This is a genomic window from Hahella sp. NBU794 (assembly GCF_050749805.1).
Taxonomy (GTDB): domain Bacteria; phylum Pseudomonadota; class Gammaproteobacteria; order Pseudomonadales; family Oleiphilaceae; genus Hahella.
This window is the reverse complement of record NZ_CP192738.1, coordinates 4,328,169-4,351,909: the sequence shown is the minus strand read 5'-3', so window position 1 is coordinate 4,351,909 and position 23,741 is coordinate 4,328,169. Positions and strand designations below refer to the sequence as shown.

At 54.7% G+C, this 23,741-nt stretch carries 22 protein-coding genes and 1 other RNA gene; 18 read left to right on the top strand and 5 right to left on the bottom strand.

Annotation, left to right across the window (positions count from 1 at the left end; genetic code table 11):
- Positions 1–23: 23 nt before the first annotated feature.
- The 5 genes from ACQYWX_RS18905 to ACQYWX_RS18885 are packed head-to-tail and all read left to right on the top strand — an operon-like array spanning position 24 to position 6,397.
- Positions 24–620: an AraC family transcriptional regulator gene (locus ACQYWX_RS18905; protein WP_216735524.1), complete on the top strand. Its 597-nt coding sequence runs from the start codon at positions 24–26 to the stop codon at positions 618–620.
- A 37-nt stretch (positions 621–657) separates the two neighbouring features.
- Positions 658–2,580, top strand: a complete 1,923-nt coding sequence (locus ACQYWX_RS18900) for a tetratricopeptide repeat protein (protein WP_431685945.1) — start codon at positions 658–660, stop codon at positions 2,578–2,580.
- Positions 2,577–5,468 (top strand): tetratricopeptide repeat protein, encoded by a 2,892-nt coding sequence (locus ACQYWX_RS18895; protein WP_431685944.1) that lies wholly within the window; start codon positions 2,577–2,579, stop codon positions 5,466–5,468. Before ACQYWX_RS18900 ends, ACQYWX_RS18895 begins: the two co-directional genes overlap by 4 nt.
- Entirely contained in the window at positions 5,452–6,060 is a 609-nt protein-coding gene (locus ACQYWX_RS18890; protein WP_216735527.1) for a tetratricopeptide repeat protein, read from the top strand. Before ACQYWX_RS18895 ends, ACQYWX_RS18890 begins: the two co-directional genes overlap by 17 nt.
- Positions 6,061–6,070: 10 nt before the next feature.
- Complete coding sequence (locus ACQYWX_RS18885; RefSeq protein ID WP_431685943.1) at positions 6,071–6,397, top strand: hypothetical protein; 327 nt, start codon at positions 6,071–6,073, stop codon at positions 6,395–6,397.
- 93 nt (positions 6,398–6,490) lie between these two features.
- Here ACQYWX_RS18885 and ACQYWX_RS18880 read toward each other — a convergent pair whose 3' ends face one another.
- On the bottom strand, positions 6,491–7,705 hold the full coding sequence (locus ACQYWX_RS18880; RefSeq protein ID WP_431685942.1) for a lytic murein transglycosylase: 1,215 nt from the start codon (positions 7,703–7,705) through the stop codon (positions 6,491–6,493).
- Positions 7,706–7,851: 146 nt separating this feature from the next.
- Positions 7,852–8,031, bottom strand: coding sequence for a hypothetical protein (locus ACQYWX_RS18875; RefSeq protein ID WP_011396467.1), 180 nt, complete (start codon positions 8,029–8,031; stop codon positions 7,852–7,854).
- Positions 8,032–8,256: 225 nt separating this feature from the next.
- Between ACQYWX_RS18875 and ACQYWX_RS18870 the strand changes: the two genes are divergently transcribed.
- Positions 8,257–8,730, top strand: a complete 474-nt coding sequence (locus ACQYWX_RS18870; protein ID WP_216735530.1) for a YbjN domain-containing protein — start codon at positions 8,257–8,259, stop codon at positions 8,728–8,730.
- 60 nt (positions 8,731–8,790) lie between these two features.
- On the opposite strand, the gene ACQYWX_RS18865 is transcribed toward ACQYWX_RS18870, so the two are convergent.
- Both ACQYWX_RS18865 and ACQYWX_RS18860 read right to left on the bottom strand, forming a co-directional pair.
- Entirely contained in the window at positions 8,791–9,600 is an 810-nt protein-coding gene (locus ACQYWX_RS18865) for a TlyA family RNA methyltransferase (protein ID WP_431685941.1), read from the bottom strand.
- Complete coding sequence (locus ACQYWX_RS18860) at positions 9,593–10,696, bottom strand: GNAT family N-acetyltransferase/peptidase C39 family protein (protein WP_253938151.1); 1,104 nt, start codon at positions 10,694–10,696, stop codon at positions 9,593–9,595. Before ACQYWX_RS18860 ends, ACQYWX_RS18865 begins: the two co-directional genes overlap by 8 nt.
- A gap of 220 nt (positions 10,697–10,916) precedes the next feature.
- Between ACQYWX_RS18860 and ACQYWX_RS18855 the strand changes: the two genes are divergently transcribed.
- From ACQYWX_RS18855 to ACQYWX_RS18805, 11 genes are all read left to right on the top strand, one after another.
- The gene (locus ACQYWX_RS18855; protein ID WP_127971652.1) at positions 10,917–12,389 is read left to right on the top strand and encodes a RimK family protein; all 1,473 of its coding nucleotides are present in this window, start codon (positions 10,917–10,919) and stop codon (positions 12,387–12,389) included.
- A gap of 104 nt (positions 12,390–12,493) precedes the next feature.
- An RNA gene (gene ffs, locus ACQYWX_RS18850) (signal recognition particle sRNA small type) lies at positions 12,494–12,590 on the top strand.
- A 227-nt stretch (positions 12,591–12,817) separates the two neighbouring features.
- Positions 12,818–15,037 carry a DNA polymerase III subunit gamma/tau gene (gene dnaX, locus ACQYWX_RS18845; protein ID WP_431685940.1) on the top strand — a complete coding sequence of 740 codons (2,220 nt, stop codon included), beginning with the start codon at positions 12,818–12,820 and terminating at the stop codon, positions 15,035–15,037.
- 4 nt (positions 15,038–15,041) lie between these two features.
- The gene (locus ACQYWX_RS18840) at positions 15,042–15,368 is read left to right on the top strand and encodes a YbaB/EbfC family nucleoid-associated protein (RefSeq protein WP_011396473.1); all 327 of its coding nucleotides are present in this window, start codon (positions 15,042–15,044) and stop codon (positions 15,366–15,368) included.
- 20 nt (positions 15,369–15,388) lie between these two features.
- Positions 15,389–15,994: a recombination mediator RecR gene (recR, locus tag ACQYWX_RS18835; protein WP_431685939.1), complete on the top strand. Its 606-nt coding sequence runs from the start codon at positions 15,389–15,391 to the stop codon at positions 15,992–15,994.
- Entirely contained in the window at positions 15,987–17,183 is a 1,197-nt protein-coding gene (gene rnd / locus ACQYWX_RS18830) for a ribonuclease D (RefSeq protein ID WP_431685938.1), read from the top strand. Before recR ends, rnd begins: the two co-directional genes overlap by 8 nt.
- Positions 17,184–17,237: 54 nt before the next feature.
- The gene (locus tag ACQYWX_RS18825; RefSeq protein ID WP_431685937.1) at positions 17,238–17,558 is read left to right on the top strand and encodes a YcgL domain-containing protein; all 321 of its coding nucleotides are present in this window, start codon (positions 17,238–17,240) and stop codon (positions 17,556–17,558) included.
- Positions 17,551–17,994: a YcgN family cysteine cluster protein gene (locus tag ACQYWX_RS18820; protein WP_431685936.1), complete on the top strand. Its 444-nt coding sequence runs from the start codon at positions 17,551–17,553 to the stop codon at positions 17,992–17,994. Before ACQYWX_RS18825 ends, ACQYWX_RS18820 begins: the two co-directional genes overlap by 8 nt.
- A 36-nt stretch (positions 17,995–18,030) precedes the next feature.
- Complete coding sequence (locus ACQYWX_RS18815) at positions 18,031–18,402, top strand: hypothetical protein (RefSeq protein WP_216735537.1); 372 nt, start codon at positions 18,031–18,033, stop codon at positions 18,400–18,402.
- A gap of 202 nt (positions 18,403–18,604) precedes the next feature.
- Positions 18,605–20,851, top strand: a complete 2,247-nt coding sequence (locus ACQYWX_RS18810; RefSeq protein ID WP_431685935.1) for a VWA domain-containing protein — start codon at positions 18,605–18,607, stop codon at positions 20,849–20,851.
- 13 nt (positions 20,852–20,864) lie between these two features.
- Positions 20,865–21,668, top strand: coding sequence for a class II glutamine amidotransferase (locus tag ACQYWX_RS18805; RefSeq protein WP_431685934.1), 804 nt, complete (start codon positions 20,865–20,867; stop codon positions 21,666–21,668).
- Positions 21,669–21,733: 65 nt separating this feature from the next.
- Here ACQYWX_RS18805 and cysK read toward each other — a convergent pair whose 3' ends face one another.
- Positions 21,734–22,699 carry a cysteine synthase A gene (gene cysK, locus ACQYWX_RS18800; RefSeq protein WP_216735540.1) on the bottom strand — a complete coding sequence of 322 codons (966 nt, stop codon included), beginning with the start codon at positions 22,697–22,699 and terminating at the stop codon, positions 21,734–21,736.
- 163 nt (positions 22,700–22,862) lie between these two features.
- On the opposite strand from cysK, the gene ACQYWX_RS18795 reads away from it, so the two are divergent.
- Positions 22,863–23,705 (top strand): AAA family ATPase, encoded by an 843-nt coding sequence (locus ACQYWX_RS18795; RefSeq protein WP_127971634.1) that lies wholly within the window; start codon positions 22,863–22,865, stop codon positions 23,703–23,705.
- Positions 23,706–23,741 lie beyond the last annotated feature (36 nt).

Below are 23,741 nucleotides of genomic sequence, written 5' to 3'. Positions count from 1 at the left end.
TCAATTTAATTGGGATTGAAAGTATGAATTACAAAAACAGCCTGGCCCATGCATTGTTCCTGATTTTGCTGCTGTTGTCGGCCATGGTGCGGGCGGAGGAGGGCGCAGAAGACGCCGCTTCCGCTGATGTGATGCAGATGGCGGACGACACAGACATGGCTGCCGTGGACCCCGATACGCCTATCGTGGACCAGGTGCAGTCACTGAAACAGAAAGCTATAGAACTGAATCGCGATCTGTTCATTCTGGAGGAAGACCTGCTGTTTCCCGCCAGCACGCAGTTTGTGGTGTTTCTTTCCGTCGACGTTGGCGAGTTTTTCCAGCTGGATGCAGTGGAAGTCAAAATCGATGGCGAAACAGTGGCCAGCCACCTGTATACGCAGCGCCAGGCCAAGGCCCTGTATAAGGGCGGCATGCAGCGCCTGCATATTGGCAACCTTAAGACCGGCGAACATGAAATCACCGCATTTTTCACTGGAGTAGGGCCCGATAACCGCGATTATAAGCGCGGCGCTACGCAAAAATTTGAGAAGGGCTCGGACATCAAAACGCTGGAGTTGCGCATTACCGACTCGACTAAGAAGTACCAACCTGAATTCACCGTTGTCGAATGGGAATAACTTTAACTGTGTCTGGTAGCCGGTAGTCACTGAGGCAATGAAAAGAATACTTAGAAAAACAATACCGTCTCTTCTCGTCCTGGCGAGCCTGGGGCAAAGCGTCTTCGCTGCGGATGAGAAAAAGCCTGAGCGGGCGCTGGATTTGCAGTACGGTAAAGTGCTGTTCGAGTTCTATCAGCAGCGTTATTACGGCGCGCTCACGGATATATCGATCGGCGAGCTGCGTAACAATATCACCCACCATGGCGACCATCCTCAGGTGCTGAAAGGAGGCATGCTGCTTTCTTATGGCATGGTGGATGAAGCTAAGCGTATTTTTGAAAACCTGCTGGAAGGCAAGGTGACCCCGGAAGTCCGTAACCAGGCCTGGTTTTATCTTGGTAAAGTGTATTACCAGATGCGGAAATGGGAGAACGCCAAGTCTTCGTTCCAGCGGGTGGATCGCGAACTGTTGGAAGACTCCGATTCGGAGCTGCTGGAGGAGTATTTTTACCTCCAGGGACAAACCGCACTGGGGCTGGAGGATCTGAACGCAGCGGAGGAATTTTTACAGCCGTTGCCGAAAGACTCCTACTGGCGCGCCTATCTGGAGTACAACCTGGCTCTGAATCAACGCAAGGCTGGCGATCTGGATGCGGCGCTGCGTCGATTGGCGAGCGTTAGCGCGCCGATGCCGCAGGACGAGGACGACCCAAATGAATTTTACGCGTTGAGCGACAGAATCAGCCTCACTACCGGCGTCCTCAGAATGGAGCAAAACGATTACGCCGGCGCCATGACGGAGTTTCGCAAGGTGCGCATTAATGGTCCCTGGTCGGATCAGGCGCTGTTCGGATACGCCCTGGCGGCCTCCAACTCAGGCGAGTTCGGTCTGGCGATCCAGTCACTGCAGACCCTGAGCAGCAAGCAGGCCGCCAACCCTATCATTCAGGAATCCCACTTCGCCATCGGCTATGTCTATGAGCAGCTTGGGCAGAAAGTGAAGGCGCTCAATGCATACGCCAATGCCGTCACCCAATATCAGGAAAGCCTGCGTCTGCTGGAAACCAATATTGCTGAGCTGGACGAAGATCGTCTGTTCGACAGTCTCGAATTTGGCGGCGATCCAGAGCTGCATATTACCCGCCTGGACGATGACAACATTCGCGTAGATGAATACGGACGTCTGGATGTGCGTCCGGCTACTTACAGTTTGGCTCATCTGGTCGCCCAGGAAGAATTCCAGCGCGTGCTCAAAGAGCTGCGTGAGCTGACCATACTGCAAAACACTTTGAACGAATGGTTGCGCAAAGTGGACAGCTTTGACGTGATGATTGACACCCGAAAGATTGCGCGGGAAGAGCGTATTCGGGAAACCCGTGAAAAAATGACCTCTCTGGACGCTGACCGCATTCGCGCCCAACGCGACGCGTTGGCGCAGGTCATCGCAGAGGGCGAGGCGTCTGGCCATGGTCCCTATTTCCTTACAGAAGATCAGCTGGGTTATAGAGCCATTATCGAACGCTCCAGACGCACAATCGAACTGATGCGCCAAGATCCCGACTGGGCTGAAGATGTACCCGAATATGAAGAGAAATTGCGTCGTATGGAAGGTTTCCTGAACTGGACCGTCAGCGAAGAGTTTCCCCAGCGGCTTTGGGAAGCCAAGCAGGAACTGGCGGCGCTGGATACGGCGCTGAAAGAATATTCTCTGCGCAGTGTGAGAATTAACAACCTCATCGCCAAGTCAGAACAGTTGGAAACGCTTGAGCAAAGAGTGGATAGCGCCAAACCCCGCTTGCTGGAATTGAACGATCAGGTGCGCCGCGCGCTTACCCGGGCGAAAACCACTGTCAGCGACATGGCGAGAGATGAATTGTTGCGGCAGAGAGATCAGGTCAACTATTACATGACGTCCGCCAAACTGGCGCGTACTCGTTTGTCCGATGAACTTCTCGACGGCGAAGGGGGCGGCTTATGAGGGCGTTGACGTTAACCGCCATCGCGGTTGTGGTGAGCGGCTGCTCGTTGTTTTCCGGTTCCGAGGAAAGTCGCCGCGCTGCGGATCAGCCGACGATCGCCGATTTGAAGCCCGCCATTATTGAGGATCAGGGCGAAGAAACGGTGAACATCAATATTGATGAGGTCATCGCCAACTACACGGATTTATTGACCGTTGTCGAAGACCCTGAAACCCGCACCAAGATTCTATATCGACTGGCGGATTTGCAAATGATCCGCAACGAAGAGTCTTCCGTGACTCAGGAAGTGGTGGACTACTCGGAAGGCTCCGCGGCGTATTTCGCGGTTGCCATCTCCGCTTACGAAGGGCTGTTGAAGAAATACCCTAATCGGGCGGAAAACGACCAAGTGCTCTATCAGTTGGCGAAAGCCTATGATCTGGAAGGGCGTCGCGATGATTCCTTCAAAGCGCTGAACCGCTTGGTGAAAGAGTACCCGCGCTCATCTTACTTTCATGAAGCGCAATTCCGGCGCGGCGAGATACTGTTCACCAATGGCGACTATGACGCCTCTCAGCGGGCTTTTGAGTCGGTCATTCGCGGCGGCGCTAAAACCGGCTTTGAGCAACAGGCGCTCTATATGCATGGCTGGAGCCTGTTCAAGCAAGGAGAATACGAAACCTCTCTGGACAGCTTTGTCAAAGTACTGGATCTGGTGATGCCGGAGTCTGACGACCTGGACGCCTTGTCCAAAGAGTCTCGTACTCTGGTGGAGGACCAACTGCGGGTAATGGGCTTCGCCTTCAATTATCTGGATGGGGTGGATACGGTTACGAGCCTGTTTGCAAGAGTCGGCGCGCGTAGTTATGAACACCTGATTTATCAGCAATACGGCGAGCTGCTGGTCAAAGAGGAGCGTTATACGGATGCGGTTTCCGTCTATCGCCGATTTATCGAACTGCATCCACTCAGCAAATGGTCGCCTTATTACCAGGAGCGCGTCATTCAAACGCTCATCGTCGCGGGCTTCGGCAGCTCTGTGTTGCCGGAAAAGGCGGCGTTCGTGAAGAACTACGGCGTCACCAGCGACTTCTATTGGCGGCAGCAGGATGAGAAGGTGAAAACCTTCACGGCGGAAAAACTGCGTGTGTATATCGACGAGTTGGCTACACACCATCATGCCGCGGCGCAAACGCTGGATCGAAATGTCACTGCGGCCCGTAATGGCCGTGCGAAAGGGTTGGATGGCAAGGAAATAAGCGCACAGCAGGCGCGCTCCGCCATGCGTGACGAGTACGCCAGTGCGGCTGCCTACTATCAGGAGTTTGTGGATACCTTCCCGCAAGATCCGAAAGCGCCTCAAATGGTGTTCCTGCGCGGCGAAACCTTATTCGCCGTGCAGCGATACGAAGAGGCGATCGTCGCCTACGAAAAAGCGGCGTATGAATATAAGGGCTTCGCCAAAGGCGCGGAAGCGGGCTATGCGGCGATCACTGCTTTTGATGAGTTGGCGTCAGGCTCCGCTGAAGCTGAGCGCGAGCAGATTGAACTGCGCAAAATTGAAAGTCAGATTCGTTTCGCCCAATCCTATGCGTCTGACCCTAGAGCGGGCGCTGTAATGGCTTCGGCGGCGGAAAAGCTGTTCGCCATGAAGGATTACCCGCGTGCGATCGATGTGGCGCAACGGCTGACGCAACGCACGCCGCCGCCGGACAATGCATCCTTGTTAGGCGCCTGGTTGATCATCAGTCACAGCCAGTTTGAGCTCAAGCAGTATGCTGAAGCGGAAAAATCCTATTCCCGCGTGCTGGCGCTTATGCCGGCGAGCGACAAGCGTCGCGGCGAGATCGTCGAACTGCTCGCCGCCAGTATTTATAAACAGGGCGAGCTGATGTTGGCGGCCAATGACGTCAATGGCGCTATTGATCAATTTTTACGTGTTGGACAGGCGGCGCCTACCGCGTCGGTGCGCGCGAATGCGGATTATGACGCCGCTACTTATATGCTGCAGCAGGGACAATGGGACCGGGCGATTTCTGTTCTGAATAGTTTCCGTCAGCGTTATCCGAAGCATGAACTGGCGAAGGATGTGCCCGCCAAGCTGGCGATGGCTTATCGCAATACGGAGCAATGGGACGCTGCAGCCGGGGAGTTGGCGGTGATATCGCAGAGCCATCCTGACGGCGAAACTCGGCGCGAGTCGCTGCTGTTGTCAGCGGAGCTATACGACAAGAGCGGGCAGACCCAGAAAGCCATCGACACCTACCGGGATTACGCCAACAGCTATCCTGAACCGGCGGATATGGCGGCGGAAGCAGGTTATACGCTGAGCGAGTTGTACGCTAAGGCGAATGATCCGATCAAACAGCGTTTCTGGCTACAGAAGGTGGTGCAAGGTTATGACGCCGCCGGCTCCAAAGGCTCTGACCGTATGCGCTACCTCGCTGCGAAATCCTCCAGCGTGCTGGCGGATGACGCTTTCATTCAGTTCAAGAGCATCAAGCTGACTGCGCCGCTACAAAACTCTTTGCGCTCCAAGCAGGAGGCGATGAAGCGGGCGATGGCCGCTTACAAGAAAACAGCAAACTATCGCATAGCGGAATTTACCACGCGCTCGTCTTATCGCATGGGGGAGATCTACTCTCAACTCAGCCGCGACCTGCTGGACTCTGAGCGTCCTCGCAATCTCAATGAACTGGAATTGGAGCAATACCAGTTGTTGCTGGAGGAGCAGGCGTATCCCTTCGAGGAAAACGCGATTGAACTGCATGAGGCGAACGCACAACGGAGTTGGAGCGGAACCTACGATGAGTGGGTGAAAAACAGCTTTGAGGCGCTGAAAAAGCTATTCCCTGCGCGCTATAAAAAATCAGAAGAGATTCCAGAGTTCAGTGAAAACATTCTTTAGTCGTAAAAGCAGTATTCGCCTTGGTGGTCTGGCATTAACTCTGTTGCTGGCGGCGTGCTCCGGCTCGCCCCAGAAACCGTCTGGCGGTGGGGTGACAGGCGGCGCTGACGCTTCCCAGGTTCCTGAGGGTGCGCGTAGTCAGTACGTAGCCGCGTTGCGTGAGCAAAAAGCCCGTAACTTCGGCTCCGCGCTGAAAAAATTTCAGGCGGTGAGTGAAGATTATCCCCAGCTGTCCGGCCCATACATCAATATGGGCATCATTTATATGAATACAGATGCGCCTGATCAGGCGCAGGCGATGTTCGAAAAAGCGGTCAGCGTCAACGGATTGAATCCCGAGGGATACTCTCTGTTGGGATATCTGGCCCGTCGCCAGGGTAAGTTCGCAGAGGCGGAAGAGTACTACCGTAAGGCGATCGCCGTTGATGGCTCCTATGCGCCCGCCCGACTGAATCTCGGGATTACCTATGATTTATACATGGGTAAATTGCAGGAAGCGTTGGAGCAATATCAGATTTATCAGAGCCTGCAGGCGCAGCCCGACGATGAAGTCAATCGTTGGATTGTGGATCTGCAGAGCCGTTTACAGTAGGAGGGCGGGTATGAGCCGTCAATCCCGGCCTAAGAACCTTTTTATCGGTCTGTCTCTCGTTACAGCGGCTTGGGTTGTCAGCCCGTTAGCGCAGGCGGAGACAGAAGTCATTACCGTAGATGGCGCCACATTGCGCGGAAATCAGGAGCAGCCTCAGGTGCTTTATATCGTGCCTTGGAGGAAACCCCGTAAGCTCGCTGGTTTGGGAGACTCCGCCGCTTCATTGATCAATGATGAAGTATTGAAGCCGATTGACCGCGAAGAATTTGTGCGGCAGGTGGATTACTACGAAATGTTCAGGGACGAAGCCGCTGCTCAGCCTGAAACGTCCAAGTAAGTTGGCGTTTTGTGGGAAGCTGACCCCGCCTAATTTCCAAATCGCCGCGTCAGTGGATAAGCGCCCGCCCATGATTGCTGGGCGGGCGTTCGCTCAAGATTCCGACTGAAGCTTAATATCCAGCGCCTGCAGGACCTCCGGGTTGGGGTAGCCGTCGGCGATCATGCCCTGCCTTTCCTGAAACGCGCGAATAGCGTCCCGGGTGGCCGGCCCCATAATGCCGTCAGGTTTGCCCGCGTCGAAGCCTTTATCGGTGAGCTTCTGTTGCAAGTCGGCGACGGCGGTCAAAGGCAGGCGCGGCAGATCAGGCGGTGTTTGCCGCAAGCGTCCTGCGCCGGCTATACGGTCGGCCAAGTGGCCCACTGCAATGGCGTAGGATTCAGAGCGGTTCCAGCGCATGATGACTTTGAAGTTATCGTAAACCAGAAACTTGGGGCCAAGGTGCCCGGCGGGAATAATCAGCGACGCTTGCAGGTCCAGATCCGGCATTTTGCGCCCGTCTGCATCCAGGACGCCTAACTTGCCCCATTCTGACAGAGTTTTGCTGCGCTTCAGTCCTGCTTCGCCATAGGCGAATTTTTCCGGCAGTTTGACCTCGCGACCCCATCTAAAGCCGTTTTGCCAGCCCAGCCCATTCAGGAATAAGCCAGCGGACGTGGCGGCGTCAGGCAGGCTGCCCCACAAGTCGCGCTTGCCGTCGCCGTCTTTGTCGGTTGCGTACTGGAGATAAACGGAAGGCATGAACTGAAAATTGCCCATGGCGCCGGCCCAGGAGCCGAGCATTTTGTCCACGGTCACATCACCTTTCTCGATGATTTTCAGGGCGGCTATTAACTCGCTGGTGAAATAGCCGCTGCGGCGTGGGTCGCAGGCGAGGGTGGCGAGGGAGTCCATAATGGGCATCTTGCCAGTGTAGCCGCCATAGTTGGTTTCCAAACCCCAGAATGCGACCAGATATTGAGCGGGAACGCCCGTCTCTTTGGCTATCTGATCAAGCAGGGGGCGATGTTTGGCCAGCATTTCACGGCCTTTGTTCACCCGCTCATCCGTAACGCGGCGATTAAGGTAGTTGGTGAACGTATCTATGAACTCAGGTTGCTTGCTGTCCAGTTCCATGACGCGTTCACTGAGCTTGACCTGGCTCAAAGCCTCGTTGACGACCTTCTCGGAAATCCCTTCCTGTTTCGCTTTTTCCTGCAGCCCCGCCACGCATTCTGCGAAGTCGGCGTGGGCGGTGAATGGCAGGGAAAGGCCAAGAGTTATTAGTAATAGACGGGATTGTTTGCAGAACCGGGTTACTGCAGGCATAGAGCATCCTTCATCGGGAACTGGGGAAAGCAAAACTTTCGCAAGAGGCGCAGGGGGAGTCAATAGCTGCGGCCCGGAGCGACGTGCGCCGGGCCGTTAAATATTGTTTAGAAAGGAATAAGAACGATGTAGATGCGATCGGTTGATTAGCGTTTACCGCACTCACGGGTGACGAAGTTGACTTGCAGCGCGTCGGTAGCGCTCATACCCCATTGTCCGGTCAGGTCCCGTGGATCAACATCTTTGACTGCTTTACGGCTGTAGTTGGATTCAGTTTCTTCAGCGGGTTTGGCGCTGAGTTTTTGCAGCATTTTGATAAGTTTCATGGTTTGATCCCCCGAATCACTGTCTTTAATGCAGTGGTATCAATGAAAGCGACGCGTAGCGTCAAACCCCGTCAAAGAAAATGCTCGCAAATTGATCAGGCTCATCTGCCGTCATCCGGCGGACGGGGGCCGATATAGGCTGTTAAGGTCTACTCATATAGGGATGGTTACTTTATAATCCGCGGCTTTGAAGGCCACCGCGTTAAGCGTAAGAGTAGTGTTTACATGCCCCATATTCAGTTTATTAATAGTGATAGCCTGCTTAAATGGCTAAAAGACCTGGAAGTTGATCACTACCTTTGCGGGCAGTGCCAGGGTGTGCACATCGCCGACCTGCAAAGTCAGGAAGGGGTGTTGGAGAGTCGGGTGTTTCTGGAGCAGGAATGTTTGATTTTTACTACCGAAGTGGAGTTGCGAGCGTCCGCTTTGTTGAATCTGGTTGCTGAATTGCCGCGATTGAATGGCGCTTACGCCAATATCAAGACGTTCGCCGACTTGGCGGATGATGGCGCACCTCGCGTGATTATGTGCGATACCTTGTGGGTATCCGCTGGCGTCACCAAAGAGCAGTTGGGAGTATTTTTAAGAAACGCCCTGGAAGCCAAGCAGGATATTCTGCGTGAAATTCTCGATTGTGGCTTTGTCGCCACGGCTGACGCTGGCGCGCCCCCTGCGCCGATGGAGCGCGCTCTGCATTGATCCTTTCTCCGCGCAGTCCCGGCATGGTCGGGTGCAGGCGCGCGGTTGCATTGTCTCTCGTCAGGAATTCGCCGCTTTGCGGGCGAAGACGAAGAACTCCCGATTACCGTCTCCCCCTGTGATGGAGCTAGGAAAGTAATCCATCACTCTGAGTCCTGCGTCCGCGCAAGCCATTTTGATCTTCTCTTCCACTTCAGTATAAAGACCTGCGTCTTTCACTATGCCGCCTTTACTCAAACCAGCGGGTCCGACTTCAAACTGTGGCTTCACCAGGCTGATCAACGAGCCGCCATCGACGAGTAGGGCAGCGACGGATTTCAGCACCAGCGTTTGTGATATGAAACTCAGGTCCATGACCGCAAAGTCATAGCCTGCTTTATTACTCGTCAATTCAAGCAGGGAGAGGGGAATCTCTTTGGCGTTGATCCCTTCAAATACCCGAACCTGAGGATGGTCTCGCAAAGTTTGCGTCAACTGTCCGTGACCCACTTCCACACCGACCACCAAGGCGGCGCCTTGCTTGAGCGCGCAATCCGTAAATCCGCCGGTGGACTGACCCACGTCCAGCACAGTCTTGTCCTGAAAATCCGCGCCCACCTGCGCAATAGCACCGGCCAGTTTGAGGCCGCCACGGGAGACGTATTCCTGCAATTCGTTATCGAGAACCTTTATTTTGGCGTCGCTAAGCACCGTCTGGCTGGGTTTGGACACTGCCTCCCAGCCAGCACCGACCTGCAGCATGATTTTGCCAAGACTGATCAGCTCCCTGGCCTGATTGCGCGAGCGGCAATAGCCCTGATCCACTAGTAGTTTGTCTATGCGGCATGCTTGCGCGCGGGAAGTGGAGAAGCGTTCGGAAATATCAGGCATTTTTTCGTCTTGTGCGTTTGGGGCGTTGCGAAATAATTACGCCCGTACGCAGACGGTTTTGTCCAAACTGGGACATGCGATCGAACTGGGCGCGGGCGATGGGAATATATTGGTTGTCGATGGCGAGCCGGTGCGACTCTTCATCCACATCCGGGTCGTGAATATATACGAAATCCGAGTCGACGGCGCTGATCATCACCCAGTGCGGCGCTTTTTTCTGGTCGAAGTGATAGGTGCTGATCAACACCAAGGCCAGTTTGCCTTGTTTGATTTCCTGCTCCAGAATTTCCTGGGTCAGCACGGTGTTATGAATGACCACATCGGTTTCTTCGAGTTGGTGCATGAAATCTTTATGCACCAGTTTTAATACCTCTTTTTTCTCGGTGCGTCTGACGCCTTCGAGAAACAACGGCCCTTCGTAGTTGACGTAAATTTCCGCTTTGAAGCCTCGTTTGTTAGCCGCCAGCGCAAGTCCGTGAGGGCCGCATCCGCCGTGTCCGGAGGTCATGAATATAGTGGTGGCTTCACGCCAGATCTGTATCTCTTCCCAGTTGCGGGGAATGTATTCGGTATTCAGGGTCGCCATGGCCATCATCAGCGAAGCGGGGCCGCAGGTGAAATCCGTGCTCTGGCTGTAATAGGGAATCTGCAGCGTTTGATTAAGCGGAGCAAAACGGATGATCTGCTTCTGGAAACGATAGGCGTCCCGATGATCTTCGTAATAATCGTGATAAACCCCAAACTGACGATAGCCCAGCTTTCTGTATAGGCCGATCGCTTCCTGGTTGTCCGTACGTACTTCCAGGCGCATAAATATGCAGCGGCGTGAGATCGCCGACTGCTCAGCCATATCCATCAACGCCCGCGCAACGCCTTTGCCGCGCGACTCAGGTACGATGGCGATAGAGTAGAGGCGGGCGAGACTGGTGCCGCGATGGAATAACGTAATCGCATAGCCGCACAGCTTCTCCTCCATTTCGCAAAGCACTACCGAGGCGGACTCGGATTTGATCATATGGCGAAAGCTTCTGCGGCTGAGCCGGTCCGTGGTAAAGCATGATTTTTCAAGCTCCACCAGCTCATCGAGATCTTCCATGTGGGCTTCCCGATAGTGGGGCGCCAAAGAGCGTATTACAGTTTGTGGCTGGTTTTTATTCATGCTTTTGAAATAGTTGGGGGTAAGGTCAAATATGTAGTGGACAGGCTAATTAAGTTAAGCAAGACTTAGCAAAGATGCGCAAGTCTAAAATGAACGTTCGTCATTTAATAGCGCTATAACTCCCTATCCCCAAGCTCCCGGAGGAACCCCAAGCCGTATGTCTCGTCTTTACATAGTCGTTGAGTCTTTAAAGGATTGGACCCCCTATTATCCAAGTGAAGACGTAATATCATTTGAAGACTACCTGGCTCTACCCATTAACAAAAATGATCGCGTCAGACTGATCAACCTTTGCCGTAGCTACAAGTATCTCAGCAAAGGCTATTATTGCTCATTGCTCGCTGAAGCGCGTGGGCACCACGTCATTCCTTCCGTGCGTACGCTGAACGAGATTGAAAAGCGCTCCCTGTATTCGCTGATTCTTGATCTGGATGACGACACCGCGTTGTCAGCGCTGAAAAAGCTGGCTAACAAGCCGGATCAGGAACTGACCTTCCGCTGTTTCTTCGGTAAAACCAGCGATCCGGATCTGGAGCCATTAGGCGCTCTGGTGTTCGAGAAGCTGCCTTGCCCGGTGGTGGAAGTGGAAATCGAACAGAAAGGCGGCTGGAAATTGTCTGCTATGCGTCCGGTAAGCCCGAAAGGCTTCGACGATCAGGAACAGACGCTGTTCGCCAACTCGCTGGATGCCTTCAGCCGCAAGGTGTGGCGCAAGCCGAAAGAACGCAAAAAATATCGCTATGACATGGCGGTATTGGTCAATCCCAAAGAGGAAATGCCGCCCAGCGACAAAGCCGCCCTGAAGAAGTTGGCCAAAGTAGGCAAACAGCTTGGCGTGGCGGTGGACCTGATTGAACCCAAGGATTATCAGCGCATTCCTGAATACGATATGTTGTTCATTCGCGAAACGACTGCGATTGATCATCACACTTTCAAATTCTCCAAAAAGGCGGAAGCGGAAGGCTTGATCGTGATGGACGACTCCACTTCCATCATGCGTTGCACCAATAAGGTCTATCTGGCGGATTTGCTGCGGGCCAATCGAGTGCCGACGCCCAAGACTTTGATCGTCAGCAAGGGCGACAAGCAACAGTTGTTGGCGGCGGCGCAGGAACTGGGTCTGCCTATGGTGCTGAAGATTCCGGATGGTTCGTTTTCCCGTGGCGTTGTGAAAGTAGAGTCGCCGGAAGAGTTGGAGCAAAAAGCACAGACGCTGTTCAAGCAATCCGCATTGTTGTTGGCGCAAGAGTTCATGTACACGGATTACGACTGGCGTATCGGGGTGCTGAACGGCAAGCCGTTCTACGCCTGTAAATACTTCATGGCTCGTAACCATTGGCAGATCTACAAGCACGGTGAAGGTTCGACAGCCGCCGGCGCCTGGGCGACATTGCCGACGTATGAAGTGCCCAAAGTGGTGTTGAATGCCGCGGTAAAAGCCGCTGGGCTGATTGGCGACGGTTTGTATGGCGTGGACGTAAAGCAAAAGGGAAATCGCGCGGCGGTGATTGAAGTCAACGATAACCCGAGCATCGAGTCTGGCGTTGAGGATAAATATCTGGGGGATGAGTTGTACCGTATTATCCTCGAAGAGTTCATTCGTCGAGCAGAAAAGAAACACAATTCCTAAGCGACGGAATTTCTGTCATTTTCGTGCTTGAGCCCGCCATCTGACTTTGTTATGATGCGCGCCACTTGTGAAGAACAGCTGTTCTTGACTTGCTATGGTGGCTCTGCCGGTCCCCTCGCAACAAGAAACCGTGAACCTGGTCAGGCCCGGAAGGGAGCAGCCACAGCGGTGGATCTGTGTGCCGGGGTGTGGCTGGTAGGGCTACCTCCAACTCCTCCCTCCCATATCTAATTTTCCTGTTAATTTCACGTTTCCTGCGACGGTCTTCCTGCGTCTGCGCAATGTCGTTTCGGTGACAGAAAACCCCTTGCGTGCTAATGTATGCGTTTGAATTTTAGTTCTTCCAAAGAGAGCGCTGTACAGGCTATGGCGGGCCGGGTGAGCAAGTTGAAGCAATATCGTAATCCCTATGAATCGATAGGAGTGGCATGGCATATCAGGTTCTAGCCAGAAAATGGCGTCCCGGCAATTTCGCGGAAATGGCGGGGCAGGAGCATGTACTCAAAGCGCTGACCAACGCCCTGAATCAGGACCGTCTGCACCACGCGTATCTATTTACCGGCACTCGCGGTGTGGGTAAAACCACTGTGGCGAGAATCTTCGCCAAATGCCTCAATTGCGAACAAGGCGTCAGCGCCATCCCTTGCGGAGAGTGTGGCGTATGCCGTGAAATCGCCGAAGGCAGATTTGTCGATCTGATCGAGATCGACGCGGCTTCACGCACCAAGGTCGAGGACATGCGCGAGCTGCTCGACAATGTGCAGTACGCGCCCACCCGCAGCCGTTATAAAATCTATCTCATTGACGAAGTGCACATGCTCTCCAACTCCAGTTTCAACGCACTGTTGAAGACCCTGGAAGAGCCGCCGCCTCACGTTAAATTTTTGCTGGCCACCACAGACCCGCAGAAACTGCCGGTCACAATTCTGTCGCGCTGTTTGCAGTTCAACCTCAAGAATCTGTCGCCACAACGTATTGTCAGCCACTTGACCCATGTGTTGCAGGCGGAGAATGTGCCTGCGGAAGAAGCGGCCTTGTGGGAGCTGGCGCGCGCCGCGGAAGGCAGCATGCGCGACGCTATGAGTCTTACCGATCAGGCCATCGCTTTTGGCGATGGTAAGCTGGCGGCGAAAGACGTCATTGAAATGCTGGGGACCATTGAGAAGCATGTGGTTATTGACCTGCTGCGGACAATCGCCGCTCAGGATTGCGCTGCGATGCTGGCGCAAGTCAATCATATGGCCCAATTCGCGCCGGATTACGCCTATGTGTTACAGGCGCTGGCGGAACTGCTGCACCGCGTGGCGGTGGAGCAAGCTGTGCCTGGCGGCGTCGATAACAGTTTTGGCGATCAACAACAGGTCGTTGAGCTGGCGCAAACGCTGACGGCGGAAGACACTCAACTTTACTATCAGATTGCATTGATGGGGCGCAAAGATCTGGCCTTGGCGCCCGACCCGCGTACCGGGTTTGAGATGGCCTTGTTGCGTATGATCGCCTTCCGCCCCAACATCAAATCAGCCAGGCAGATTCAAGCGCCGTCCACGGCTTCGGCGACAGCCTCGGCTGAAGACGATAAGGAAAGCGCTCAACCCGGGCCAACCCAGACTGAGGCGGCGGCGTCGCAACCAGCCGTAGAAGCTGCGCCAGAACCGGAGAAAGAAGTTGTGGCCCCGCAACCGGAGCCGGAGCTGCAACAACAGGTTCCAGAAGCGCCCTCTGAGCCATCGCCACAGGAGCCGACCCGACAGGCGAATCCTCAGCAAGAGTCGCAGCAGCCGGAACCGGAACCACATAATCAGGCGGATGCGCCAGTCATTGATCATTCACCTGTAACGTCTGCGCAGCCCGTGGAGCGGTCAACCTCCAGGCATTCTGAAGCGGAGCCGCCGCCAGTTGATGATTACGACGCTTACTTTGCCGATGACCCGGGGCCTTCCGATGCGGATTATGGTTTTTCCGGCTATCCGGAGGACTCTGGTTATGACAATGCGGGAAATCATGGTGCGCCAGCGACGCCCCCTCAGCCCCATGGCGAGCGTCCTCAGGCGACTGCGCCAACCCAGACGCAGCAGAAACAACAGGCAAGGGAGGCAGTAGCTCCGCACCCAAAGCCAGTAACTGAATCTGGCCCGGGTCCGCAGACAAGTCCCGGGGTCGCTGAGTCAATCAATTCAGCCCCACCTGTTGTGGCCCCGGCCAGCGTCAAGAAACCTCCAGCGGGTCCTTTGACGCCGCCATTGGAGGGCGAGCCGACCATGCAGGGAATGGTGTGGAAGGATGCCGTCAGACGCCTCGCCATTAGCGGGATGACCGCCACCCTGGCGCAACGTTGCGCACTGGAAGCGGTGACGCCGGGCCTGGTCATATTCACGATTGATCGCGAACATCTCGACTTTTTCAATGAGGCGCAACGTGAGCGCTTGCGCGCGGCGGTGTCGGAATTCCTGAGCGAAGCGGTTAAAATCGAAGTTTCAGCCGGCGAATCGAAATGGTTGACGCCGCTGCAGTATGCGGAGCGACGCAGGGCTGAGTTGCAACAGCAGGCGGAAACGGCCATTCGCAATGATCCCAATATTCAGATGATGGCGGGACGCTTCGGCGCCGCGGTCATCGAAAACAGTATTGAGCCTATTTTTCAGGAGTAGACATATGATTAAAGGTAACATGGGCGACTTGATGAAACAGGCCCAAAAGATTCAGGAACAAATGCAGAAAGCCCAGGAAGAACTGGCTAATGCGGAAGTGAGCGGAGAGTCCGGTGGCGGTTTGATCAAAATTGTCATGAATGGCCGCCATGATGTGAAAAAAGTGGAGATTGACGCCAGTTTGATGCAGGAAGAGAAAGAAATCCTGGAAGATCTGCTGGCGGCGGCGGTGAATGACGCCGTGCGTAAAGTAGAAAAGAACAACCAGGATAAAATGTCGAACATGACTGCAGGTCTGGGCATTCCTCCTAATTTCAAAATGCCGTTTTAATGACGGGGTAGTATCCATATATGTCTTCCAGTCTGACGCCCGCTATCGATCAGTTGGTCCGTTGTCTGCGGTATCTTCCCGGCGTGGGGGCGAAGTCCGCCACTCGCATGGCGCTTAACCTGCTGGAAAGAGATCAGGGCAGAGCCGCGGACCTGGCTATCGCCATCAGCGATGCGCTCACCAGGGTGAGACGCTGCTCCCGCTGTCAGAATTTTTGCGAAGCGGACCTGTGTTCGATTTGCGAAAGCCCGAAACGGGATGATCGCGTTCTCTGCGTAGTGGAGTCGCCGACGGACGTGCTGGCGATCGAGCAGACGTCGGACTATAGCGGCCGTTACTTCGTGCTGATGGGGCACTTGTCGCCGATAGACGGCATTGGTCCCGAAGACATTGGCGTTGATAAGCTCAAGCAGCTATTGCAGGAAAGCGCCGTCATCGAGCTGATCCTGGCCACCAATCCCACCGTGGAGGGCGAAGCGACGGCGCATTTTATCGCCCACATCGCCAAAGACTTGAACATTCCTGTGTCCCGAATCGCCCATGGCATTCCTCTTGGAGGGGAGCTGGGTATGATCGACAGCGGCACGTTAAGTCACGCACTGCAAGGTCGAAAACCTTTTGCCTAACGATACGCCACTCTCTGCTATATATCCGCCGGATTATGAAAGTCTCTGGATAGACACACCCGCTGCCTTGCAGGACGCGCTGCAGCGCCTGGAAAAGACCGACTGGCTGGCGGTGGATACTGAATTTATCCGTGGAACCACGTTTTATCCCGCGCCGGCGCTGCTGCAGCTTTATGATCGCCAGTGCGTGTATCTGGTGGATATGCTGAAAATCACCGATTGGAGCGGAGTCAGTCGACTGTTCGAGAACCGCGACATACTTAAAGTGGTGCATGCCTGCAGCGAGGATCTGGAGCTGTTTAACTGCGTTGGCTTGTCGCAGCCCTGCGGCATGATCGACACTCAGGTCGCCAATGCGCTGCTGGATGGTGAGCTGAACGAAGGCTTGCAGTCGCTGGTGCGCCAGAATCTGGGGATTGAGCTTGAGAAGCACGCCACGCGTTCAGATTGGACGCAGCGCCCGCTCACAGATAAGCAGATTCAATACGCCCAGGAAGATGTCGTGGTGTTGTGGCCGCTCTATCAGAAGCTGGAAGAAGGCTTGCGACAGTCCGACAAGTACGACATTGCGCTGGAGGAAGGTGAGGCCATGCGTTTGGCCGCCGCCGGGGTTCAGGATGTCGGGCGTTACTATTTGAAGCTGCGTGGCGGATGGCGTTTGCGCAAAGGCGCGCAGCAGTTGCTGGCGAAGTTGGCGGCATGGCGCGAGCAGGAAGCGAGAGGGAGAGATATCCCACGCAAGAAAATCTGTCCTGACGATGAGTTGATCGCCATCGCTCAGCGTCGGCCGCGAAGCCTGGGGCAGCTCACGGACATTACCTCTATCCAGGGCGCTGGACTGCGTCGCTACGGCGCGGAACTGGTGGGGATAGTGCGTGAGCATATGCAATCTGGCGGCGATGAGCCTGAGACCGGGTTTGAAATGATACGTCCGCCGATTCCGCGGGAATATCAGGACTTGGTGAAGAAAGTAAAAAAACTGACGCAAAAGCTGGCGCGAGAGCACCGCATCAACGTGGGCTTGCTTGCCAGTCGGGGATTGCTGGAAGAGTTTGTGTATTGGCATATCCAAGGCGGCGCGGGAACGCAACCGCAGTTGCTACAGGGCTGGCGCGGCCGTATCTGCGCTGCGCCGCTTGAACGCTGGTTGCAGGACGACAAGTCCGTCCCGCCCCGGCAATCGTCGTAAGTCCCCAGATTATTGCGCAAAGCGTGAAGTAAGGTATTGAGGTAAAAACAGGTTATGACTCCGGATCGCAGACTGATTTCCATTTTCAGAAGCTCCAAGAAAGAGGAAATGTATGTCTATGTGGATAAAAAACAGGGCGTCGGCGCATTGCCGGAAGCGTTACTGCAACTTTTTGGCAAACCGCAGCATGTTTTTGATCTGCTGTTGACGAAAGACAAGCCATTGGCCAGAGCCGACGCAGCGGAAGTCATGAGCGCCATCGATGAAAAAGGGTTTTATCTGCAGATGCCCTCCATCCAGGACGATTACATGATGGATGTGGTGCGCGCGCGTGAACAACGTCCTGCTGTGGGACGCAAAGATCAGGATGACTGAGTCGCGCTGGTGGGAGCAGCCGCTGGATGGGCTGAGTCACGCGCAATGGGAGTCTCTATGCGACGGCTGCGGCAAGTGCTGCCTGCACAAGTTACAGGATGAGGAAAGCGATGAGCTTTACTTCACCGCCGTCGCCTGCCGTTATCTGGATGCTGAAAGGGTGCAGTGTAATTGCTATACTGCGCGCGCATCGAAGAACCCGGATTGCCTGATTATCTCGCCGGAAAATCTTCCCGAAATCAGTGACTGGCTGCCAAAGACTTGCGCTTATCGTCTTCGCTTTGAAAACCAGACGCTGCCAGCGTGGCATCCTCTGATCAGCGGAGATGCGCGCTCCGTGGAAGCGGCGGGTCAGTCCGTACGGCACAGAACGATAAGCGAAGACGATATCGACCCGGATGATTGGGAAGAGCTGATTCTTATCGATATGATTTGAACGCTTGAAGCAACTGTTATTGAAAAGTAGAAAATTATGCTGACAGATTTTGGTTATATCGCCGGTTGGGTTGCTTATCTCGTTGCGGCGCTGGCTTTATACGCATTGATGATGCCGTTGTTCAATCGTTGTGGTCCCCGTCCCGTGCAACTCTTCCTGCGCAGCTTGTTGGCGGTGGTGCTGTTTACGCCGGCGATGTCCGTTCCCAAAGACGGACTGTGGGCGCCCGCCCATATTGTCGCCGCCTACAACTGGCTCCAGCATGATGACAACGCCGCCTTGCAAGCCGGCCTGCTGATGTTGGCCGCCTGGTGCGTCATCGGTCTGCTGTTCGCGCTGCAAGTAGTACTTGGCAAGCTCTTCGTTACCGCCAAACCCGCGCCAGCTAAGCCTAGACGGCGTACATAATTACTTAAAAATCAATTAAGTCCCTTCGCTTTTTTAAGCAATTCCTGCGTATTTTATTGTTGTTGCAACAAAACCTGCTATAACTTGAAGTAAGGATGGCCGCGGGCACGGCCGCGCTGCGCCCGCCAGCGGTCGATATTTCCAGCGGAGACGGCTGCTGAGCGGCTTCATTCGCCTGCGCCAACTTGGAATACGCTCGAATATGACATTGCTTTTCCGCCAGATTCTCGTTTGCCTGTGTTGTAGCTTGATGCTGTGGCGAGTCGCCTCCGCGCAGATGGAGTTGCCTCCGCCTGCGGATGTGCGCGTGCTCATCGATATTTCCGGCAGCATGAAAAAGAATGACCCGAAAAACCTGCGGCGTCCGGCTCTTAATCTGGTGACGGAGCTGTTGCCTGTAGGCGATTCGGCGGGAGTATGGACATTCGGGCAGTATGTGAATGAGCTGGCCCCGCATCAGGTCGTCGATCCCAATTGGCGTCGCCTGGCCAAGGACAAAGCCAAGGAAATCAGCTCGACGGCGCTATATACCAATATCGGCGCGGCGCTGGAGAAAGCTTCCGAGGACTTTGTTGAAGGTAAGGATTACAGCAACACGCATTTCATTCTGCTCACCGACGGCGTGGTGGATATCTCGCAAAAGCCAGGGGAAAACGTCGCGGAGCGGGATCGCGTTTTGACCCAGGTGCTGAAAAGAATCGCGAGCTTCGGCGCCAAGATTCACACCATTGCGTTATCCAAGAATGCGGATCAGATGCTGCTGCAACGGCTTTCTATTGGCAGTAATGGCATCAACGCGATTGCGGAAACGTCTGATCAGTTGAGTCGCGTCTTTCTGCAAGCCTTCGAGCGAGCGGCCCCGGCTGAAGAGGTGCCTCTGGAAGACAATGCATTTGATGTGGACTCCAGCATCGAAGAGTTTACCGCCCTGGTGTTTCGCGCCAGCGAAAATGCGGAAACCGCCATTGTCGAGCCTACCGGCAAGCGCTTTACTGAAAAAGACCGTCCTGACTATGTTAAGTGGTTCAAAGCGGCGGGCTACGATTTGGTGACCGTGCAAAGGCCTCTGGAAGGGGAGTGGAAACTGGACGCGGAGCTGGCCCCGGGCAGCAGGGTGACGGTCGTGAGCAATCTGAAAATGGTGGTGGACCCGCTGCCGGCGAACTTCTACGCGGGAGACCAGCTGGAGCTCAAGATCGGTTTTTTTGAAGACGGCGAATTAGTGCAAAACCGGACTTTTCTGGACTTGGTTGCGGTGGACGTCACCATTCGGACAGAGGACAACAAATCCGGTACAAAACGTATTTCCAAAGAAGGCGCTCCTCCAGCCGATGGCGTCTTTCGTGAAAGTATCACCAAGCTCAAGCAAGTCGGCAGGTACGAAGTGCTGGTGCAGGCCGATGGTCGCACATTCAAACGGCAATCTCGGCAGCTGATCTCTCTGAACGCGCCCATGGCGGTGGATCTTGAGGCCACCGGCGCTGGGGCGGATACGCGCTACAAAATTGTCATTAGTCCCCTCAGTCCAAATATCAACGAAGCGAAAACCTCGATTATCGCCAAGATCAAAGGGCCGGACGGCGGTAATTTGATTAAATCCATTCCCTTTACCCCGGAAACGGGGCGCTGGGAGTTGGAAGTCGACGCTACCCGGGGCGATGGCGTATATGAAGTTATGCTGAGGGTGGAAGGGGAAACCCGTTCCGGCTCCGCTTTCCGTTTCGAGCCTGACAGTGTGATGGCGGAATTCCCTCGTCAGGAGGCGTCGCCGAATGAATATCGCTCGTTGGTGAACGACAGCAGCGTGGAACAAATGAACGAGACGCTGGTGGAGGAGGCCGTTAAAGCCCCGGAGCCTCCGAAGCAGCCTGAAGAAGAGAGCATCGTTCCGCCGATTACGCCGGAAATGCAGGATCAGGCGGCGACGGAACAGCAGGATGCGGCGGTGGAGGAAAAGGGCTCCAACGCCATGCTGTGGATTATCATCGCAGCCAGCGGCGCCACGTTACTGTTGCTGGCGGTAGGAGGCGGCTATTGGATCTACCGCAAACGCCGTATTGAAAAGGAGGTTCGAGAGCCGGTAGAGACCACCAAGCTGGATGATCCCGATGACGTTCCTTCCCTGGAAGAGTCCGGGCATGATCTGGAAGACGAGATAGAGCAGTTGGAACAGCCTATTGATGTCGCCGAAGAACCCTCTATGATGAATGAGGCGGACGACATGGAATTCGGCATGGAGGAAGCAGCGGAACCGAAAAAAGAGGAGGAGGCCGAGCCCCCCATGAGTTCATTCGACGCTGAAGATACGGACGCAGAGTCGCTCGCCGACGAGATTCTGGCTTCCAATGAGAAAGCCAGGGATATGGATGATGAGTTCAACCTGGAAGATTTTGATATATCCGATACTGACGACCTCCCCGCTGGATCGGAAGACGAAGACAAAAAGTAGTTAACTTCTGAACATGTGCCAACTTCTTGGAATGAGCGCGAATGCGCCGACGGATATTTGTTTTTCCTGGACCGGTCTGATGTTTCGCGGCGGCCAGACCGGCCCGCATAAAGACGGCTGGGGCATCGCCTTTTATGAAGGCAAGGGGCTGCGTGAGTTCCGTGATCCCAATCCCAGCGCTACCTCAGAAATCGCGCGGTTTATCAGTCAGTATCCCATTAAAAGCCGTACGGTTATCAGCCACATCCGGCAGGCTAATGTCGGCGACATCAGCCTGGAAAACACTCACCCTTTTATCCGTGAACTGGGCGGCTATTACTGGTGTTTTGCGCATAACGGACAACTGAAATCCTATCAGGATCTGCCTTTGGGACGTTTTCGTCCGGTGGGGGAGACGGATAGCGAGCATGCGTTTTGCTGGTTGCTGGAGGATGTCGCCAGCGGCTGTAATGACTTCAACAGCCTGGAATGCCTGGGCGGAAGGCTGTATCGGAATTGTCTGGAGCTGACGTCGAGAGGCGTGTTCAACATGCTGTTCACCAACTCGGAGTATCTGTTCGCGTATTGCTCCACCAAATTGTACTGGATCACCCGGCAGGCGCCCTTCGGCTGCGCTTCCTTGGAAGACGGCGAGATTCGGGTGAACTTCGAAGAGCACACCAATCCCACTGACAAAGTCACCATGATTGTCACGGAGCCGCTGACCGTCGATGAAGAGTGGCGACAAATGCGCCCAGGGGAATTGATCGCTTTTCGGGACGGCGCTGTCGCCGCCAGATGGTATGAAGAAGGGGCGGTGAAGCCCGCTGATGCTTAAAAGCGGAGAAAGTGAATCCCGCGAGTAAAAGCACAAACGCCGGCGCGAAGGCCGGCGTTGTCCAACTACTGCACGTTTTCCGCTTCAGTAAAGAAGTTGTCGAATAAAGCCGTGGACAGATAGCGTTCTGCGCTGTCCGGCAGAATAACCACGATATTCTTGTCCTTGAACTCGTCACGCTCCGCCAAGCGAACCGCAACGGCCGCCGCGGCGCCGCAGGAGATGCCGCAGAGGATGCCTTCTTCCCGCATCAGGCGATGAGCCATTTCCATGGCCTCTTCGTTGGTGACTTGCTCAACCAGATCCACCATGTCCAAATCCAGGTTCTTCGGTACGAAGCCGGCGCCGATGCCCTGGATTTTGTGAGGGGCGGGCTGTAATTCCTGGCCTTTGATAGTTTGAGTGATCACAGGGGAGGCAGTGGGCTCCACGGCCACGGATGTGATGTTTTTGCCCATGGTGTTTTTGATGTAGCGAGAGACGCCGGTAATGGTGCCGCCGGTGCCGACGCCAGCGACCAGGACATCGATTGCGCCTTCCAGATCCCGCCAGATTTCCGGACCGGTGGTCTTTTCATGAATTTCAGGGTTGGCGGGGTTGTCGAACTGTTGCAGCATCAAGTGTTGCTGCGGGTCCTGAGAGACGATTTCCGACGCCTTCTCGATCGCGCCTTTCATGCCCTTGGGACCTTCGGTCAGCACAATTTCCGCGCCCAGCGCTTTCATCGCCTTACGGCGCTCCAGGCTCATGGTGGCGGGCATGGTCAGAATCAGCTTATATCCCCGCGCGGCGGCGACAAAGGCGAGAGCAATACCGGTGTTGCCGCTGGTGGGCTCAACCAGGGTCATGCCTGGCTTGAGACGACCGGATTTCTCCGCATCCCATACCATGTTTGCGCCGATACGGCATTTCACAGAGTAGGCCGGGTTGCGGCCTTCAATTTTGGCGAACACATTGCCTTTGGTGACGCGATTCAGCTTCACCAGCGGCGTGTTGCCGATGGACATGGAGTTGTCTTCGTAGACGTTCATTACGTATCTCCTTGCAGATTAAGTAGATTTCCCCGGCCATAACAATACGAGCGTGAGAGATAGCTTAGCGGCTGGCATGAAATATTTGAATGTTTTCGGGTAATATATCCGCTTATAACTCCTCTAATAATTATGCATTCACACAACTTACAAGGTTTCACACATGAAGTTTTCCGGCACCAAGAATTATGTCGCCACTGACGATCTGCAGCTGGCGGTCAACGCGGCCATTCGATTGCAGCGGCCGCTTCTTATCAAAGGCGAACCCGGTACAGGCAAGACCATGCTGGCGGAAGAGCTGGCGGAAGCCCTGGGGGCGCCCCTGATTCAATGGCATATCAAGTCCACCACCAAGGCCCAGCAAGGACTGTATGAATACGATGCGGTCTCGCGCCTGCGTGACTCCCAGCTGGGCGACGATCGTGTTCACGACATTCGCAACTACATCAAGAAAGGCAAGCTGTGGGAGGCGTTTGAGTCTGAGCAGCAGTCCGTGCTGCTGATCGATGAGATCGATAAAGCGGATATCGAGTTCCCCAACGACCTGTTGCTGGAGCTGGATAAGATGGAGTTCTACGTTTACGAGACGCAGGAGCGAATCCGTGCGACCACTCGACCTATCGTCATCATCACCAGTAATAACGAAAAAGAGCTGCCAGACGCTTTCTTGCGTCGCTGCTTCTTCCACTACATCAACTTCCCCGACAAAGACACCATGGAGTCGATCATCGACGTCCATTACCCGGGCATCCAGCGTTCGCTGGTGAAGGACGCCCTGGATGTTTTCTTTGATGTGCGCAAAGTGCCAGGGTTGAAGAAGAAACCGTCTACATCGGAGTTGATAGACTGGCTCAAACTGCTGATGGCGGACAATCTCCCAGAGGATGTGTTGCGCAACCACGATCCCAGTCAGGCGATTCCTCCCTTGTACGGCGCCTTGGTGAAGAACGAGCAGGATGTCCACCTTTTGCAGAAACTGGCGTTCATGACGCGCAGAAAAGGCTGATTGCAGCAATGAGCGGACGCAATGCTGCGTCCGCGA